We start from the raw sequence: 18,879 nt of genomic DNA, 5'->3' as shown, positions 1-18,879 counted from the left end.
AATTAAGCTTCTAGAATTTCTTTTAAATCAGTTATAAATCCTTTTTTTGTAACAACAATAACTTTGTCCCCTGCTTTTATTAAATCATCACCATATGGAATAATAATTTTTTTATTTCGAACTATTGCTGCTATCAATATATCTTTTTTTAAGTTTAAATCTTTTAATTTAATATTTAAAAGTCCTACTAATTCGTTTGGGTTTTTTGCAGTAAATTCAGCAACTTCGGCTTTATCATCCATAATTTTGTATAATTTTTCTACAGCGATTCCTTTTGAATTATTCAGTGCTCTTACATATCTTAATATATTATTAGCAGTTGTATATTTTGGACTAATTATACTGTCTAAACCTAGTTTTTTAACAATTGGCACATAATTTAAACGATTTATTTTTAGTACTACTTTAGGCACATTGCATTGATGTGCATATAGAGAGCTAATTAAATTCTCTTCATCTCTGTCAGTAAGAGCTACAAAAGCGTCAGCTGAAACAATATTTTCATTGTCTAAAACTTCCTGATCTGTACCGTCCCCACAAATTATCAATGCATTAGATAAAATTTCATTTAAGAGAAGACATCTCTCTTTTTTAAGTTCAATTATTTTTACATTCATTCCAATTTCACTTAAAAGCCATGTTAAATAAATACTAATTCTGCTTCCACCAACTATAGTAATATTTTTTGGTTTTTGAGAACTGCGTCCTAAATAATTAAAGAAACTTGATATATCGCCTCTTTCTCCAATTACATAAACTACATCATTTGGATTAAATACAAAGCTTCCTTTTGGTATAAAGACTTCGTTATTTCTGCTAACTGCACAGAACAATACATTTGATGGTCTGGTTTTAGCTAAATCAATTAATGTTTTATTAACTATAGGGTCTGTTTCTAATACTCGAAATTGAACCATTTCTAACATATTATTTGCAAAAGTTTCAACATTGGTGGCAGAAGTAAACTGCAATGTTCTTGATATTTCTGCAGCAGCATCCATTTCAGGGTTTATAACCATGTCAAGCTCAAGCTCTTGCTTTAGCATTTTATGCTCATTGGAATAATCTGTATTCCTAATTCTAGCAACTGTGTGCAATGCACCTAACTTTTTACCAATGACACTACAAATCATATTTAATTCATCACTATCTGTAACGGTAATTAATAGGTCTGTATGACTAACACCAGCTGCCTTTAATATTTCTGCGCTTGCTCCATTTCCTTTTATACACATAACATCTAAGGTTTCATCAGCACGATTCAATACATTAGAATTGTTATCAACTAGCGTTATATCATGATTTTCAGTAGAGAGTTGTTGAGCTAGAGTATAACCAACTTTACCTCCACCGACTATAATTATTTTCATTAATTTCCTCCAATAAAAAGTATAGCATTAGGCTACATTCCAAATAGTATAGCACATGACATACTATAAATCAATAATTTTTATAGTTCTATACAAATTATTATAAATATAATAATACTAATAAAATGAAAATTAATCTTGATTTTATTGTAATTTTAGTTTATTTAAGCATGTCAATAATATTATTATTTCATTTTATCATATAGTTATAATATATATAATTAATAAAGTTTCTGAATAATTAAAGTAATTAATGTGAAAACATATTAGTATCTTATCGAAAAACTGACATGTCAGAAATATGACGAATTGTCATAAATTTGACATTATATATATGCAGTAAATTATTAGTTAATTCAATTAGTTCAAATTTGAGGTTTATAAAATGTAATAATTTTATATTGTATTGGCATGGTAATTGCTCTAATAAAGTATAAATAGGAAATAGATGTATGTTTCGTCTATTTGTGTTAAATTATGATATTGCTGTAAAAATATTAAAGGAGTGTTTAAATGATGCGAATTGAAAACCATCCTATTCTTGAATTTAAAAGAAAAAAAATAATTAAATTTACTTTTAATGGACAAGAAGTAGAAGGATATGAAGGAGAAACGATAGCTGCAGCTTTGCATGCAGCAGGTGTAAAGGTTTTAGGCAAAAGTTTATTTTCTAACAGACCAAGAGGATTTTTTTGTGCAATTGGTAATTGTTCATCTTGCTTTATGGTAGTTAATGGTGTACCTAATATTAAAACTTGTGTTACTGATTTAAAAGAAGGGATGATAGTTGAAACTCAGGAAGGAAAAGGGGTGATAAAATGAAAGAGGCCGATTTAGTTGTAATTGGTGGTGGTCCAGCAGGTTTATGTGCTGCAATAAGTGCTGCTAAAAGTGGTTCAAAGGTACTTATTATAGAGAGAAACAAAGACTTCGGCGGTCAATTAGTTAAACAAACACATATGTTTTTTGGTTCAGAAAAACAATATGCTTCAACAAGAGGAATTGACATAAAAGAAATATTAGTAAATGAATTAAAAATGTTATATGAAAACGTTAAAGTAATGATGGATTCTACTGTTGTTGGTATGTATGAAGATGGTGTAATCACTATTTTACATAAAGAAGACAATTATTTTAAAATAAAGCCAAAAGCTATTGTTGTTGCAACAGGAGCCTTTGAAAAATACCTAGCATTTCCAAATAATGATTTACCAGGAATTTATGGTGCAGGAGCGGTACAAACATTAATGAATGTATATGGTGTTAAACCAGGAAAAAAAGTTCTTATGGTAGGGGCTGGAAATATTGGTCTCATAGTAAGTTATCAATTGATGCAAGCTGGTGTAGAAGTTGTAGCTATTCTTGATGCAGCTCCAAAAATTGGAGGATATTTAGTTCATGCTTCAAAAATTAGGAGAATGGGTGTACCTATTTTAACTTCTCATACGGTAAAAGAGGCTATTGGAAAAGATTGTTTAGAAAAAGTAATAGTATGTAAAGTTAATGATAAATTTGAACAAATTAGTGATACGGAAAAAGAATTTAATGTTGATGTTATGTGCATTTCTGTTGGCCTTACTCCTTTAAATGAGTTGTTATCAATGAGGGGATGTGAAATGAAGTATGTTCCCCAATTAAGCGGTTCTGTTCCCGTGAGAAACGATAATTACGAAACCTCTATAGAAAATGTATTTGTAGCAGGTGATGCATGTGGTATAGAAGAAGCAAGTTCAGCAATGGTAGAAGGATATTTAGCTGGCCTTTGTGCAGCAGCGAAAATAGGACATAAGTCTAATGACTATGAAGTAAAAAGGGCAGAATTTGAGAAACAATTATATAACTTACGCTCAGGACCAGTTGGACAAAAAATTTTGATTGGAATTGAGCAAATTGTAAATAGATAAAGGAGGTATGAAATGTTCGAACAAACGGGAATTCCAAGTAAAGATATGATTATGGAAAAGTTTCCTTTAGTAGATAGAATTAATAGGGGGCCAGTTGCTGTAGTTGAGTGTTATAAAGAAATACCATGTAATCCATGTCAAACTGCTTGTAAGTTAGATGCAATTAAAGTAGGAACAGATATTAATAGTGTCCCTAAAGTGAATTTTGAGAATTGTTCTGGTTGTGGAATTTGTTTAAGTAAATGTCCGGGTTTAGCTATAATGATAGTGGATGGTTCCAAATCAAATTATACAGTAGAAGTAAAGATACCTTATGAATTTTTGCCATTACCTAAAAAAGATGAAATAGTAAAGGGGTTAGATAGAGAAGGAAATTACATAACAGATGCAAAGGTGTTAAAGATATTAAATCCAAAATCTTTTGATAGAACTCCAATAATTACAATAGAAATTGATAGGAAATATTTATATGATATAAGAAATATAAAAGTGGAGGTATAGTTATAATGGATGAAAATACAATTATTTGTAGATGTTCAGACGTTACCTTAAAAGAAGTAAGAAATTTAATAAGCGAAGGGTATATAACTTTTGAAGAAATAAAAAGAATAACCCGTATAGGAATGGGACCTTGTCAGGGAAAAACTTGCGGTCAACTAGTTATGAGGGAAATTGCTTTAGCAACAGGCAAAAATATAAAAGATGTAAAATTTCAAACAAATAGACCTCCTGTTGTAGGTGTAAAACTAGGATTAATTGCAGAGGAGGGTAGAAAAGATGAAGACTAGTGCAGATATAGTAATTATAGGAGGAGGAATTTCTGGTTGTTCAATAGCATACAATTTAGCTAAAAAAGGAGTTAAAAATATAATTGTACTAGAGAAAAGTTATATTTGTAGTGGTTCCACAGGAAGATGTGGTGCTGGAGTAAGGATGCAGTGGGGAACAGATATGAACTGTAAAATAGCTAAAAAAAGTATAGAATTTTATGAACATGCAAATGAAATACTAGAATATGATAGGGATGTTGATTTTAAGCAAAGTGGATATTTGTTAATTGCAGATACTGATAAAGAAATTGAACAGTTTAAGAAAAATATAAAGATACAGCATAAATATGGAATACCTTCGCGTATGTTAAATTTAGATGAAGCAAGAGAAATCGTACCATACTTAAATACTAGTATTTTAAAGGGTGCTGCTTATTGTGAAAAAGACGGATTTTTGAATCCATTTCATACAACTGATGCATTTTATAAAGCTGCTAAAAAATTAGGAGTAGAGTTTAATACTTTCACTGAAGTAACTAATATAATTGTTAAAAGTGATAAAGTAGTTGGTGTAGTAACTAATAATGGAAATATAGCTACAAATTGCGTAGTTAATGCAACTAATGGATGGTCTAAAGAAATATCAGAAATGGTGGGTATTGATATTCCTGTATATTCAGAAAGACATCAAATTTTAGCAACTGAACCAGTTGAACCTATGCAAGGTCCTATGGTAATGTCCTTTGGTTTAAATCTTTATGTTCAACAATCACCGGAAGGTTCTTTTATAATGGGAAGAGGAGATTCTAATGAACCAAGAGATTTAAGAATGACTTCAAGTTGGGAATTCATTGAAGAAATGGCTAAAACAATCGATTTAATTCTTCCTCCAATATCTAAGTTAAGGGTAGTCAGACAGTGGGCGGGTCTTTATAATATGACTCCTGATAAACAACCTATATACGAAAAATCAAAAGATGTTGAAGGTTTTTATATGGCTGTGGGTTTCAGTGGACATGGTTTTATGTTTGGTCCTATTACAGGAATAGTGATGTCAGAAATGATTTTAGATGAGGAACCTACTATCGATGTAAGCATGCTGAATTTAAATAGATTTAAAACAGGAAATTTATTACTTGAACCATCAGTAGTTTAGAACAACGAAGATTTTATGGAAACTAATGTTGATTTATTTAATATATGGAATTATAATAAGAACAATAGGTTGAAGGGAGAAATATAATATGAGACAAAAATATTTTGATAAACTAGTCAATATTTTAAAAGATAGAAAATTGGATGCGTTACTAATTGCTCCATCAGAAGAAATGGAATTTATTATGGGACATAATACACATTTGTGTGAAAGATTTCAAGGGTTAATTATAAAAAGTGACGGAACATATTTTTACATATGTAATTTGTTGACGGTAGATGAAGTACAAGCGGTATTAGGTCCTGATATTAAGGTTTATGGATGGTTTGACGGTGACAATTTTATTGATACTGTACAGAAGGCATTTCAGGAAAATGGATTAATAGGTAAAACTATTGGAGTTAATTCAACAGAAAGGGCTTTTATTATACTTCAAATTATGGAAGCAGTGAATGTTAAATTTGTAAACGGAAAGCCTCTATTAGAAGAAATGAGAATGATAAAGGATGCTGACGAACTTGATAATTTGAGGATGGCTGCACGTATAACAGATGAATCTTATGAAGAATTATTGCAATTTATTAAACCAGGTATAAAAGAAGCAGATATAGCTAAGAAAATGAATGAAATTTTCAAAGCGAAAGGCGCTGATGAAGGTTTTACTATGGTTTGTTCAGGTCCTAATTCTTCTTATCCTCATTATAATGACGATCAAAGAGTTATACAGGAAAAAGATGTTATAGTTCTTGATTGGGGTTGTAAATATAATGATATGTGTGCAGATATGTCTAGAACAGTTTTTGTAGGTGATATTACTGATGAAGAAAGAAAAATATATGAAATTGTATTACAATCACAAGAAGCTGGAGAAAAAGCAGCAGTTAATGGAGCTTATATACCAGATGTAGATAAAGCAGCTAGAGAAGTGATAGAAAAGGCTGGATATGGAGAATATTTCTTCACTAGACTTGGACATGGTATTGGATATTCTGTTCATGAGTCTCCAGACATTAAAGCAAGTAATCAAAGATATTTAGAAGAAGGAATGGTATTTAGCGTTGAGCCTGGCATATATATAGCTGGAAAAGTAGGAATGAGGATAGAAGATATAGTTGCAGTAACAGAAAATGGCAACGAGATTTTAAATAAAGCGACAAAAGAAATACAAATTATCAAAAACTAATTGTAGGGGACGCATTCTATGCGTCCTGTTTTTGCATTGCATGCGACCTGCAACATCCCAAACGTAGGGGACGCATTCTATGCGTACCGCGGTATGCATTCAATGCATACCCTACAATTGTTAGGTATGATAAGAAAGTCTTGGAACGCTTTTGCGTTCTGTTTTTTTGTTATAATCAGAGTCGTTCTCAAAATTAACTTGTATATTTCACTTAAAGTATTTATAATATAATCAATAATAATCATAAAGGAGCGTTTAATGGATTATAAAAAAGTGGCATTAAATTTGCATCAAAATAATATAATTATTGATACACATTTAGATTTAGCTGGAGAAATATACAATAGATATATGGCAGGAGAAAAAGATGTAATCAAAAATAGATATCTTGAAAATTTTAAGAAAGGTGGATTTAATATAATTGTGTCATCTTTGTATATTGATGGCATATTTCTCCCTGAAATGGCATTGAAAGTTGCTCTTGGTCAAATAAATGCTATTATGGAAGATATAAAAACATGTAATGGGGAAGTAATTTTAGTAAAGACAAAAGAGCATCTAAATAAAGTAATAAATGAAAATAAAATTGGAATAATTTTATCTTTTGAGGGATTAGAGCCTATTGGAAACGAATTAGGTCTTTTAAAAATATTCTACGAACTTGGTGTAAGAGCTGCAGGATTAGTTTGGAGCAGAAGAAATTTTGTTGCAGACGGCTGTAGCTTTAATCCTGTTGAAGAAGGTCAAAGAGGCGGACTTACTAATTTTGGGGTTGAGGTAGTAAAATTGATGGAAGAAATGAATATGGTTATAGATGTAAGTCATTTAAATGATGAAGGATTTTGGGATATAGTTAAGTTTACAAACAAGCCATTCATTGCTTCTCATTCAAACTCCAGAAGCATACATAACAGGATGAGAAATTTAAATGATGATCAAATTAAGGCAATAGCAGAAAGAAACGGTGTAATAGGAATTAATGCATATAAAAATATTGCAGGAGTTGAAGAAAAAGATAATCCTATTGAAAAATTAGCTGACCATATAGAGTATATAATTAACTTAGTAGGTGCAGAACATGTAGGATATGGCTTTGATTTATGCAATAATTACTATGATAGTGAATTAAAGTTCAATTATGTAGAACAAGACAGTGATAGTCTGAAGTCCCATGCTGATGTTTATCTTTTGACGGAAGAACTCTTAAAAAGAGGAATACATGAAGATGATGTGAAGCTTATTATAGGTGGTAATTTCTACAGGATTTTAAATGAAATATTTAAATAATACAGCAAAATAAAATGAATAGGAAGTGGTATAATGAAGTATTTTATTAAAGAATGGGTTATACCTATAGTTATAGCTTTAATTATAGTGTTATTTTTAAATAAATTTGTTTTTATATTAGTTACAGTACCAACAGGCTCTATGGAGGATACAATTATTCCTGGAGACAGACTGTATGTTAATGAATTATTTAATATTAAAAATGCAGAACGTGGTGATATACTTGTGTTTAAGTCTGAAGAACTTGATGATAAAAGATTAGTGAAAAGGTTAATAGGTTTACCAGGAGAAGAAATTGAAATAAAAGAAGATGGAAGTGTTTTTATAAATGGTGAAGAATTAGATGAGCCATATGTTATAGAGTCTAAAGGGGAAGCAAAAATTTTCAAAGTTCCAGACAAATCGTATTTCTTTTTAGGTGATAATAGACCAATATCATTTGATGCAAGGTATTGGAACAATCCATATATATCAGAAGAACAAATAATTGGAAAAGTATTGTTTAGATTTTTCCCATTTAATAGAATGGGAAAAGTAGAATAAAAATATCTCATTGTTAATCAAATTTCTACGAAGAAAAATAAAGGAGGTACTAAATGTCAAAAGTTTTACAGGGTTTAAAGCCAGAAAAGGTATTTTACTATTTTGAGGAGATTTCCAAAATTCCTAGAGGTTCAGGTAATGAGAAGGAAATTTCAGACTATCTTTATAATTTAGCAATTAATAAAGGCTGGGATGTAATACAGGATGATTATTTGAATATAATTATAAAAAAACCAGCATCAAAAGGTTATGAAAATGCGCCTACTGTAATGTTACAAGGACATATGGATATGGTTTGCGAAAAAAACGAAGGTATTGTTCATGACTTTGAAAAAGATCCAATAAAATTGAGGATAATAGACGATTGTATTTATGCCACAGAAACGACTTTAGGTGCAGATAATGGAATAGCAGTGGCAATGGCCCTTGCTATTTTAGATTCAGATGAATTAGTACATCCTTCAATAGAAGTTTTGATAACAACAGATGAAGAAAAAGGTATGACTGGAGCACAAAGATTAGATGGAAGTATTTTTAATAGTAAATATCTTTTGAATTTAGACAGTGAAGAAGAAGGTATATTTACATGCGGTTGTGCAGGTGGATGTGAAGCTATATTAGAAATACCTATTAAATTACAAAATATTAAAGAAAAAAATACTTATAAACTTATGATAAAAGGGCTATCTGGAGGGCATTCTGGTACAGATATAGATAAAGAAAAAGGTAACGCTAATAAAATATTAGCAAGAATTCTTTATGATTTAAAAGATGAAATAGACTTAGTTAGTATTAATGGAGGTTCAAAAACAAATGCAATTCCAAGAGAAGCCAGTGCTAAAATTACTATTCTTAATTTAGAATCAGTAAAAAACAAAGTAGTAGAATGGAATGATATTCTCAAGAGTGAATATGCTTTTACTGATAAATCAATTAGTGTATTGTTAATAGAAAATAATACAAAAGAAGTACCTTTAGATAAGGAGATTTTCAATAAAGTAATATCTGCGATTAATCTAACTCCTAATGGTGTTTTGTCAAAAAGTACAGAAATTGATCTTGTAGTATGTTCTAATAACCTTGGTGTTATAACTACTGACGAAGAAAGTATAAAATTATATAATCAAGCTAGAAGTTCTGTTAAAACATTACTGACACATAGCTTTGAACAAACTATAAAGCAAATTGGAGATATATTAAATATTAAATGTAAAGTTGGAAATTATTATCCTGGTTGGGAGTATGCTAAAGATTCAAAAATACGAAACATTTGTATAGAGACATATAAAGAAATGTATGGTAAAGAGCCGCAAATTGAAGCTATACATGCAGGTCTTGAATGTGGTTTGTTGATGGAAAAAATAGACAGTTTAGATGCAATTTCATTTGGTCCCGATGCTTGGGAAGTACATTCACCAAATGAACATATTAGTATTAAATCAATAGATAATATTTATAAACTTACATGTGAAATATTAAAGAGGATAAAGAATTAAAGTACAATATTTAGCATTAAACAAACATATAGTAATTTAATACTTAGAAAAGGTAGAATAAGATTACCGCTGTTTGTAAAATACTTACAATTATATATTTTTGGTTGCAATTAAAACGCTTTTTTTACCTTTTCAGAAGTAAGAACATGCATAAATATGCACGATTTAAAATATTTCCATACAAAGCAAAGAATAGAAACCCTAGAATATGAACACGTTTTCATGATTATAATAAACGATTTCTTACATATTTAAACAAATTTGGCATATAAATTAAAATATTGATATTTAAGAATTCCTGTGCTATAATTATATCACTATTATATTAGAGAGGAGAAAATAAAAGTGGCAAGATATATAGTAAAAAGAATTATTTCAGCAATAATTACTATATGGTTTATTATGACTTTAACATTTGTGTTAATGAACGCCATTCCAGGTGATCCTATTTCGACTGGAAAGGCTTTGCAGCCAGAAGTAAGAGCAGCTGTAGAAGCTAAGTATGGATTGGACAAACCTTTATTTGAGCAATATGTAACATATTTAAAAAATTTCATGCATGGAGATTTTGGTGTATCCTTCCAAAAAATAGGATTAACTACTAATCAAATTATTGCAGATGGATTTCCATATTCATTGAGAATTGGGGGTTGGTCTTCAGTGTTTATAATTATTGTAGGTATTTTCTTAGGTATAGTTTCTGCTCTTAAGCAAAATAAAGTACCAGATAGGATTTCAATGATTATTGCTACATTAGGGGCAACGATACCAAGTTTTGTTTTTGCAACATTATTTCTTTATATTTTTAATAGAAAACTTGGCTGGGTTCCTTCCTTTGGAGCAGATACATGGAAGCATTATATTGGTCCAGTTCTTTGTATAGGTATGTTTTCACTTGCTTATGTAACTAGGCTTACAAGAACTTCAGTACTAGATGTATTACAGCAAGATTATATACGTACTGCAAGAGCTAAGGGACTATCAGAAGGTATAGTTATAATTAAACACGCTTTGAGAAATGCATTGATACCTGTAGTTACATATCTTGGACCAATGATTGCATCTTTAATAACTGGGTCATTTGTTGTTGAAAAGGTATTCGGTATAGCTGGTATAGGTTCATTGTTTACTACAAGCATTACAAACAGAGATTATACTCTTATAGTGGGAATTACAGTGTTCTTTGGAATTTTTATCGTAATAGCAACACTATTAGTGGATATACTGTATGTATTTATAGATCCGCGTATAAAATATGATTAGGAGGAATATTTAAAATGGGAAATAACTTTAAAATGTCTCCTGACATGTGGACACCTTTAGAAAAATCAGAAAAAGATGCGGAAAAAGTATCTAGACAAAGTCTAACATTTTGGCAGGATGCAAAAAGAAGATTAAAACAAAATAAAGTATCAATGGTTTCTTTGGTTGCTATAGTAATAATCATTTTGGCCTGTGTTTTAGTACCTATGTTTTATCCTATAACATTTGAAGATCAGGTGCTAGATTTCGGAAATATAGGTATAATGATGGATATCTATGAAATTGATGGAAATTATTTTTATATGAACGGAGAATATTATCTTATAGATGTATCAGAAGATGGTACTTTATTACAAAAGCGTCCTTTAGTTAAGGATGATTTGGAAAACAAAAGATATTTATATGATTTTGATGGACAAGAAGTAATTGTAGATTATAGCCCTTATTTTGAGGCAAATGTAGAATATAAAAATTTACAAAAGAAAGCAAGGCGAGATCCTTCAATAGATCTTGTTGAAGCAAAATTTAAATTAGACAATACAAAAAAAGTAAAAATTCTTATGGATGATAAAGAGGTTTTACCTGTAAACTCTGTTCATAATAAAACATATATAATGGGAACAGATAATCTGGGAAGAGATATGTTCATAAGAGTACTACATGGCGGACGTATTTCTTTAATAGTTGGTTTCGTTGCAGCCTTTGTAAACTTAATTATTGGAGTATTATATGGTGGTATAGCTGGTTATATTGGAGGAAAGGTTGACAATATCATGATGCGTATTGTTGACGTAATAAGTGCAATTCCGACATTATTATATGTTATACTATTAATGGTAGTTTTAGGAAATGGAATGATGCCTATTATAATTGCTTTAAGTATAACTTATTGGCTTCCTATGGCAAGACTTGTAAGAGGACAAGTGTTAGGATTAAAAGAACAAGAATTTATATTGGCTGCTCATACATTAGGAGCGTCATCAAAAAGAATTATGTTAAGACATTTAGTTCCAAATATGATGGGACCTATAATGGTATCAGCAACAATGCAAATACCGCAAGCTATATTTACGGAAGCTTTCTTAAGTTTTGTAGGCTTAGGAGTATCCGCTCCTCAAGCATCTTGGGGTTCATTGTGTAATGACGCTTTACTAACATATATGACATATCCATATCAGTTGTTTATACCAGCGGCAGCTATTTCAATAACAATATTAGCTTTTAATTTATTCAGTGATGGTCTTAGAGATGCTCTAGATCCAAAACAAAGAAAGTAAAGTGAGGTGTATAAAAATGTCAGAAAAAATATTAGAAGTTAAAAATCTGAGAACATCTTTTTTCACTCACTTAGGCGAAGTAAAAGCAATTAGAGGCGTAAGTTTTGACGTAGAAAAAGGAGAATCTATTGGTATAGTAGGAGAGTCAGGTAGTGGTAAGAGTGTTACTTCACTATCAATCATGAAACTTTTATTATATCCAGGAAAAATAGTTGACGGAGAAATATTTTTTAATGGTAAAAATTTAGCAAAAAAATCTAATAAAGAGATGATGAATATTAGAGGTAATGAAATAGCAATGATTTTTCAGGATCCTATGACATCATTAAACCCTGTTTATACAATAGGAGATCAAATTTCAGAAGCAATAATGAAGCATCAAAAATTATCGAAACATGAAGCTCATGAAAAGGCTTTAGAGATGCTTAATTTAGTTAATATACCTGATCCTAAAAAAAGGATAAAAAATTATCCTCATGAATTTTCAGGTGGAATGAGACAAAGGGCTATGATAGCAATAGCGCTTTCTTGTGAACCAGAGCTTTTAATAGCAGATGAGCCTACAACAGCTCTTGATGTTACTATTCAAGCTCAAATTCTCGAACTTATTAAAACTTTAAATTCGAAATTAAATACATCTACAATATTAATAACTCATGACTTGGGAGTTGTTGCAGATGTTTGTTCTAGAGTAGTTGTAATGTATGGCGGACTTATTATGGAAAAAGGTTCAATTAGAGATATTTATTATGAACCAAGACATCCGTATACAATGGGATTATTAAAATCAATACCAAAAGTTACATCAGATTTAAAACAAAAATTAATTCCTATACCAGGTACACCACCTGATTTATTAAATCCTCCTACAGGATGCCCATTTTATGCAAGATGTGATTACGCTATGCGTATTTGTAATCAAGAACAGCCTCCTTACTTTAAATCAGAAGATGGAAAACATGAGTCAATGTGTTGGCTACTCCACCCTGATGCACCTAAAAATGAAAATTATGAAAGTTTGAAGGGAGGGGTAAGAATTGGCAAGTAATGATAAATTGATTGAAGTAAAGAACTTAAAAAAGTACTTTATAAAGAATAAAGGATTTATTAAGAAAAATCCAGAAATTACAAAGGCAGTTGATGATGTTTCGTTTTATATAAAAAAAGGAGAAACATTTGGTCTTGTTGGGGAGTCTGGCTGTGGTAAATCTACTACTGGACGTACTATAATTAAACTATACGACCCAACAGCAGGTGAGATTATATATGATGGCAAAGATATAGCTAAATTTGATAAAAATCAAATAATGCCATATAGAAAGAAGATTCAAATGATTTTCCAAGATCCATATGCATCCCTTAATTCTAGAATGACAGTTTCAGATATTATTGGTGAACCTATGGATATTCACAATCTTGCTCATGGCAAGGAAAGACAAGAGCGAATTTATGAACTGCTTGATACTGTAGGGTTAAACAAGGACCACGCAGCTCGTTATCCTCATGAATTTTCTGGAGGACAAAGACAGCGTATAGGAATAGCAAGATCTTTGGCTGTAGACCCAGAGTTTATTATTTGTGATGAGCCGATATCAGCTCTTGACGTATCAATACAAGCACAGGTTATAAATATGCTTGAAGATTTACAAAATGAAAGAAACTTGACATATTTGTTTATAGCTCATGATCTTTCAATGGTTAAGCATATATCAAATAGAGTAGGTGTAATGTATCTAGGAAGTCTTGTAGAGATTGCTGCAAGTAATGAATTGTATAATAATCCAGTTCATCCATATACACAGGCTTTGCTATCATCAATTCCAATACCTGATCCTGATGTAGCAGAATCTTCTAATAGAATTGTACTTGAGGGAGATGTACCTAGTCCGGTTAATCCACCTTCAGGTTGTAAATTTAGAACAAGATGTAGATATGCAATGGATATATGTTCTCAAGAAAATCCTAAATTTAAGGATATAGGTAGTGAACATTATGTAGCATGTCATCTTCTTGATAAATAATTAGATATTACTTCCATTTTATACATGATAAGTTAATCTTGACACATTGTATAAAATGGAGGATAATATAAATGCAGTTAATTTTTGTTAACTGTAAATACATAGATTTTTGGAGGGATATTATGTTAAAAAGAGTACTATCATTATTAGTTGTACTTACAATGGTATTATCTGTAACAGTTGGTTGTGCACAACAAGATCAACCACCAGCAACAGATGAAACAGAAACACCAGGAGATGAAACACCTGCAGATGAAACACCTGCTGGAAGCGAAGACTATTTAGTTTGGAATATAGCAGTTGACCCACAAACTTGGGATCCAACTCTAAACAGTGCATCTGATGGTGGACACATAATTCAAAACTTGTTTGAAGGTTTAACAAGAGAAACTGCAGATGGTATTGAACCAGCAGCAGCAGAAACTTGGGATATTTCTGAAGATGGAACTACTTATACTTTCCATTTAAGAGAAGGCTTGAAATGGTCAGATGGAGAACCTTTGACTGCAGCAGATTTTGAATATGCTTGGAAAAGAGCATGTGATCCAGCTACAGCTTCAGATTATTCATTCTTAGTAACTAACTATTTAGTTAATGGTGATGAATACTTCAATGGAGAAGCTTCAAGAGATGATGTTGGAGTTAAAGCTATTGATGAAACTACTTTAGAAGTTAATTTGAAATTCCAAGTACCATACTTCTTAAGTTTAACTTCATTCTATACTTATATGCCAGTTAGACAAGATATAGTTGAAGCTAACGGTGAAGGTTGGGAAAAGAATCCTGAAACTTGTATTTCAAATGGTGCATTCCATTTAACTGAATATAAGACTGGTGATCATTTAACAATGGTTAAAAATGAAAATTATTGGGATGCTGATAGTGTTAAATTAGCTGGAATTAAAGGTCTTATGATAGTTGAAGGAACTACTGCTCTTAATGGATATGAAAATGGAGAAATCCAAGTTCTTGATAGTATTACTATAGAACAAATTCCTAGACTTCAAAAAGAAGATCCTAACTTCAAAATTACGCCACATATAGGTACTTATTATGTTCAATTTAACGTTGATAATGAAGTGTTTAGTGATCCTTTAATAAGGAAAGCATTCTCATTAGCTATTGATAGAACTCAATTTGTTGAACAAGTAACTAAGGGTGGACAAATTCCTGCAACAGGTTTTATTCCAACTGGATTAATTTATTCTGATGGAAATGAAATAAGAGAATTAAATGAAGATGGTGTACCAGTAAATGAGTATGGTATAGATCCTAATAAAGCTTTAGTTGAAGAAGCAAAAGCCTTATTGGCTGAAGCAGGTTATCCAAATGGTGAAGGATTACCAAAAATAACATTCTTATACAACACAAATGAGAATAATAAGAAAATAGCAGAAGCATTACAAGGTATGTGGAAGCAAAACCTTGGTATAGATGTTGAACTTCTTAACCAAGACTGGGCAGTATTCCAAGAAACTAGAAGAGCTGGAGAATATATGATAGCTAGAGGTGGTTGGTTAGGTGACTACGGTGATGCTATGACTATGCTAGATTTATTTGCTTCTAACTCTGGAAACAACGACCCACAATGGAGATATAAAGAAGAACCTGTAGTTGCACCACATGACACTACATTGAATCCAGAGCAAGAAGAATTTGAAAATGCTCTTAATGAATCTCGTTTAACAACTGGTACAGATAGAGATGCAGCTTTAAAAGCAGCAGAAGATGCTTTAATGAACAACCATGTTGTAGCACCTATTTACTATTATACTTTTACAAATATAGTTGATGAGTCAATAGTAGAAGGAGTAGAATTAACATTAACAAATAAATGGGATTTCAGATACGCTGAAATAGTTCAATAATTAGAATTTTAAAAAGCAGTTCACAATGTGAGCTGCTTTTTTTATTATATAGGAAAGTTATCCTTTCCTATATAATAAAAAACGAGGATTGCAAAGGACGGAACGTCCTTGCCGTTAAGGGGGGTAGCGGGTGTTGCGTAATATGATTTTGAACGTTCATTTATCTTATTTCAACTAGACTATTATGACTATTAATAGTATAATAATATTGGAGATGATATGATGGACTATAAAATTATTGTATTGGATCTTGATGGAACTTTGTTAAATGACGAAAAGATCATAAGTAAAAAAGATGAAATTATTCTTAAAAAATTATATTCTAAAGGTATTCAAATTGTAATAGCTACTGGTAGAAATTATTATATGGCTAAAAAACTCACAGAGCGGATTAAAGAAACTAAGCCTATTATTTTAGCAAATAATGGTGCTATAAGTAGACTTTCATACAATGATGAACTAATAGAGCACAGTTATTTAGATTCTACAATTTTTTCAAGTATATACGAGGAGGGTTTGAAGTATAACTTGAATCCTGTTATACATGTAGATGAATATGATAATGGATTTGATATGATATTTGAAAATGAAGATTATGAAGAAGCCTATCTTGGTTATGTAAAAAAAGAAGATAGAAGAGTAAAATATGTTAAATTTAAGCCAAAAGATATTATGAATATTTTATCAGTTTGTTATTTAGCTGAGTTTGAAGTTCTTGATACTTTTAGTAATAAGGTAAGAAAAACAATAAATGGAGAATATAATGTAATTTGCAACAGGAATATAAGTAATAGAGCTTTATTAGAGTTCTTGCATGTAAATGGTTGTAAATGGAGAGCTTTAAAAAAATATTTAGATAGAATTAACGTGAAGCCATCAGAGATAATAGCTTTTGGAGATGATAATAATGATATTGAATTATTATTTAATTCAGGGCTAGGTATAGCCATGAAAAATGGAACTGAAAGTTGTATTAAGTCATCTAATATGATATCAAAATATGATAATAATAATTCAGCAGTTTCTTTTGAATTGTCTAAGATATTCAATATTAATTAAAATTTTATGTAAGTATGTACATATTTCCTTTGATTGCTCAATATAATGTAATAAAAAGTATATAGGAGGAAATATGAAAATATTAGCGGCGATAGCATCAATTCTTATAGTAATAGGCGCTTTGAATTGGGGTTTATATGGAATAGCAAAAATTGATATAGTAGAAAATTTTTTTGGTGGTTGGAATAACAAATTAGGTAGAATATTTTATATATTAATAGGAATTGCTGGACTATATACACTGTTCTACGTTATATTTGCCTGAAAGTATAAAAGAAGCAAGCTAAAAAGCATGCTTCTTTTATGTTTATTTCATATTAATAGCCTTTGTTATTTTTCCCATCATATCACGATTTTGAATATTATTACTCATCATTTCAGCTGAACCTAAAGCTATATTGGCTAATCCAAAACCAATAATACCATTTCTATAAGATTCAGGTAGATTAGAGTTTCTTAAAGCTAAACCTGTTGCAGTAGCAACTGTTCCTAATACAGTAGGAATCATTCCTTCTTTAATGTGCATATCATACCTCCAATATATTAATTTGCATTATTATTATTTACAATATAATTAAAATAATTTAAATTAATTAATGGAAAAGAAGATAAATCTTTAATTAATAATATTAATATAAACAAATTATGATAAAATATTGATTTTAATATAATTAATGCTTATAATAAAATAAAGAAATAAAATTAAAATAAATAATAAAATTGAATTTGTAAATTAAAAAGGGAATAAAAATGACCGAACTATTTAACGAATATTCAAAATACTTGAAAAAAAAATATAATGAAAAAGTTTATAAACTTCCTATAAATCTTCCTGTAACATGTCCGAACAGAGATGGAAAAATAGGGTATGGTGGATGTACTTTTTGTGCAGAAATAGGCACCGGATTTGAAATGCTTGAAAGCACATTAAGTGTCAAGGAACAAATTAATAAGAATATGGATTATATTTCACGAAAATATAATGCTAAAAAGTTCATTGCATATTTTCAAAATTATACAAATACGTATATGGAGCTCAAAAACTTTAAAAATTATATTAGAGAGGCAGCAGTTGATAATATAGTTGAAATTTCTATTTCAACGAGACCTGATTGTATAGGAGATGAATATCTTGAATTTCTCTATAACTTTAAAAAAGAAACTAATATAAATATCACAATTGAACTTGGACTACAAACTGTAAATTATCATACATTACTAGATATAAACAGAGGACATACTCTTGCTTCTTTTATTGATGCAGTATTGCGAATAAAGAAATATGAATTTGAAATATGTACACATGTTATTTTAAATTTACCAAAAGATAATATATCAGATACTATTGAAACTGCTAAAATATTGTCTGTTTTAGGTATTGATGCAGTAAAAATTCATTCCTTGTATTTAATGGAAAATACAATTATGGGAATAAAGTATAAAAATGGAGAGTTTACTTTAATATCAAAAGATGAATATATTGAGAGAGTAATAACATTTCTTGAGAATTTAAATAAAAATATAGTTGTACAGAGGTTAATAGGTAGAGCTCCAAAAGAAAATTCTATTTTTGTGAATTGGGGTATGAGTTGGTGGAAAATTAAAGATGAAATTTTGGATAAAATGAATAATGAAAAAAGGTATCAGGGGATGAAATCTATTTATTAAAATTGAAAATAATT

At 30.1% G+C, this 18,879-nt stretch carries 19 protein-coding genes; 17 read left to right on the top strand and 2 right to left on the bottom strand.

Going from position 1 to position 18,879, the window contains the following annotated elements:
• Positions 1 to 2 precede the first annotated feature (2 nt).
• Positions 3 to 1,370 carry a Trk system potassium transporter TrkA gene (gene trkA, locus U8307_RS01650; protein WP_326909629.1) on the bottom strand — a complete coding sequence of 456 codons (1,368 nt, stop codon included), beginning with the start codon at positions 1,368 to 1,370 and terminating at the stop codon, positions 3 to 5.
• 516 nt (positions 1,371 to 1,886) lie between these two features.
• On the opposite strand from trkA, the gene U8307_RS01645 reads away from it, so the two are divergent.
• The 16 genes from U8307_RS01645 (at position 1,887) to U8307_RS01570 (ending at position 17,462) form a co-directional block, all read left to right on the top strand.
• Positions 1,887 to 2,192 (top strand): (2Fe-2S)-binding protein, encoded by a 306-nt coding sequence (locus U8307_RS01645; RefSeq protein ID WP_326911518.1) that lies wholly within the window; start codon positions 1,887 to 1,889, stop codon positions 2,190 to 2,192.
• A complete protein-coding gene (locus U8307_RS01640; RefSeq protein WP_326909627.1) occupies positions 2,189 to 3,274 on the top strand; it encodes an NAD(P)/FAD-dependent oxidoreductase in 1,086 nt (361 codons plus the stop codon). Before U8307_RS01645 ends, U8307_RS01640 begins: the two co-directional genes overlap by 4 nt.
• Before the next feature lie 12 nt (positions 3,275 to 3,286).
• Positions 3,287 to 3,775 carry a 4Fe-4S binding protein gene (locus U8307_RS01635; RefSeq protein ID WP_326909626.1) on the top strand — a complete coding sequence of 163 codons (489 nt, stop codon included), beginning with the start codon at positions 3,287 to 3,289 and terminating at the stop codon, positions 3,773 to 3,775.
• A gap of 5 nt (positions 3,776 to 3,780) precedes the next feature.
• A complete protein-coding gene (locus U8307_RS01630; protein ID WP_326909624.1) occupies positions 3,781 to 4,062 on the top strand; it encodes a (2Fe-2S)-binding protein in 282 nt (93 codons plus the stop codon).
• Positions 4,052 to 5,200 carry an NAD(P)/FAD-dependent oxidoreductase gene (locus U8307_RS01625; protein WP_326909622.1) on the top strand — a complete coding sequence of 383 codons (1,149 nt, stop codon included), beginning with the start codon at positions 4,052 to 4,054 and terminating at the stop codon, positions 5,198 to 5,200. Before U8307_RS01630 ends, U8307_RS01625 begins: the two co-directional genes overlap by 11 nt.
• Positions 5,201 to 5,288: 88 nt before the next feature.
• Positions 5,289 to 6,383, top strand: coding sequence for a Xaa-Pro peptidase family protein (locus U8307_RS01620; RefSeq protein WP_326909620.1), 1,095 nt, complete (start codon positions 5,289 to 5,291; stop codon positions 6,381 to 6,383).
• 258 nt (positions 6,384 to 6,641) lie between these two features.
• Complete coding sequence (locus tag U8307_RS01615) at positions 6,642 to 7,670, top strand: dipeptidase (RefSeq protein ID WP_326909617.1); 1,029 nt, start codon at positions 6,642 to 6,644, stop codon at positions 7,668 to 7,670.
• Positions 7,671 to 7,703: 33 nt separating this feature from the next.
• The gene (gene lepB, locus U8307_RS01610) at positions 7,704 to 8,213 is read left to right on the top strand and encodes a signal peptidase I (RefSeq protein ID WP_326909615.1); all 510 of its coding nucleotides are present in this window, start codon (positions 7,704 to 7,706) and stop codon (positions 8,211 to 8,213) included.
• Positions 8,214 to 8,266: 53 nt separating this feature from the next.
• The gene (locus U8307_RS01605) at positions 8,267 to 9,709 is read left to right on the top strand and encodes an aminoacyl-histidine dipeptidase (protein WP_326909613.1); all 1,443 of its coding nucleotides are present in this window, start codon (positions 8,267 to 8,269) and stop codon (positions 9,707 to 9,709) included.
• 345 nt (positions 9,710 to 10,054) lie between these two features.
• Positions 10,055 to 10,972, top strand: coding sequence for an ABC transporter permease (locus tag U8307_RS01600; RefSeq protein ID WP_326909611.1), 918 nt, complete (start codon positions 10,055 to 10,057; stop codon positions 10,970 to 10,972).
• A 14-nt stretch (positions 10,973 to 10,986) separates the two neighbouring features.
• Complete coding sequence (locus U8307_RS01595) at positions 10,987 to 12,249, top strand: ABC transporter permease (protein WP_326909609.1); 1,263 nt, start codon at positions 10,987 to 10,989, stop codon at positions 12,247 to 12,249.
• A gap of 16 nt (positions 12,250 to 12,265) precedes the next feature.
• The gene (locus tag U8307_RS01590; protein ID WP_326909607.1) at positions 12,266 to 13,297 is read left to right on the top strand and encodes an ABC transporter ATP-binding protein; all 1,032 of its coding nucleotides are present in this window, start codon (positions 12,266 to 12,268) and stop codon (positions 13,295 to 13,297) included.
• Positions 13,287 to 14,270 (top strand): ABC transporter ATP-binding protein, encoded by a 984-nt coding sequence (locus U8307_RS01585; protein WP_326909605.1) that lies wholly within the window; start codon positions 13,287 to 13,289, stop codon positions 14,268 to 14,270. The genes U8307_RS01590 and U8307_RS01585 overlap by 11 nt, the downstream gene beginning before the upstream one ends.
• A gap of 122 nt (positions 14,271 to 14,392) precedes the next feature.
• On the top strand, positions 14,393 to 16,138 hold the full coding sequence (locus U8307_RS01580) for a peptide ABC transporter substrate-binding protein (RefSeq protein WP_326909603.1): 1,746 nt from the start codon (positions 14,393 to 14,395) through the stop codon (positions 16,136 to 16,138).
• A 219-nt stretch (positions 16,139 to 16,357) separates the two neighbouring features.
• The gene (locus U8307_RS01575) at positions 16,358 to 17,197 is read left to right on the top strand and encodes an HAD family hydrolase (protein WP_326909601.1); all 840 of its coding nucleotides are present in this window, start codon (positions 16,358 to 16,360) and stop codon (positions 17,195 to 17,197) included.
• A 73-nt stretch (positions 17,198 to 17,270) separates the two neighbouring features.
• Positions 17,271 to 17,462: a DUF378 domain-containing protein gene (locus U8307_RS01570; RefSeq protein WP_326909598.1), complete on the top strand. Its 192-nt coding sequence runs from the start codon at positions 17,271 to 17,273 to the stop codon at positions 17,460 to 17,462.
• 42 nt (positions 17,463 to 17,504) lie between these two features.
• On the opposite strand, the gene U8307_RS01565 is transcribed toward U8307_RS01570, so the two are convergent.
• Entirely contained in the window at positions 17,505 to 17,723 is a 219-nt protein-coding gene (locus U8307_RS01565; protein ID WP_326909596.1) for an asparagine synthase, read from the bottom strand.
• Between the two features lie 224 nt (positions 17,724 to 17,947).
• Between U8307_RS01565 and U8307_RS01560 the strand changes: the two genes are divergently transcribed.
• The gene (locus tag U8307_RS01560; protein WP_326909594.1) at positions 17,948 to 18,865 is read left to right on the top strand and encodes a TIGR01212 family radical SAM protein; all 918 of its coding nucleotides are present in this window, start codon (positions 17,948 to 17,950) and stop codon (positions 18,863 to 18,865) included.
• Positions 18,866 to 18,879: the final 14 nt, after the last annotated feature.

The sequence above is a fragment of the Sedimentibacter sp. MB31-C6 genome, assembly GCF_035934735.1.
Classification (GTDB): Bacteria; Bacillota; Clostridia; order Tissierellales; family Sedimentibacteraceae; genus Sedimentibacter.
This window is presented reverse-complemented; position numbering and strand designations above follow the sequence as displayed.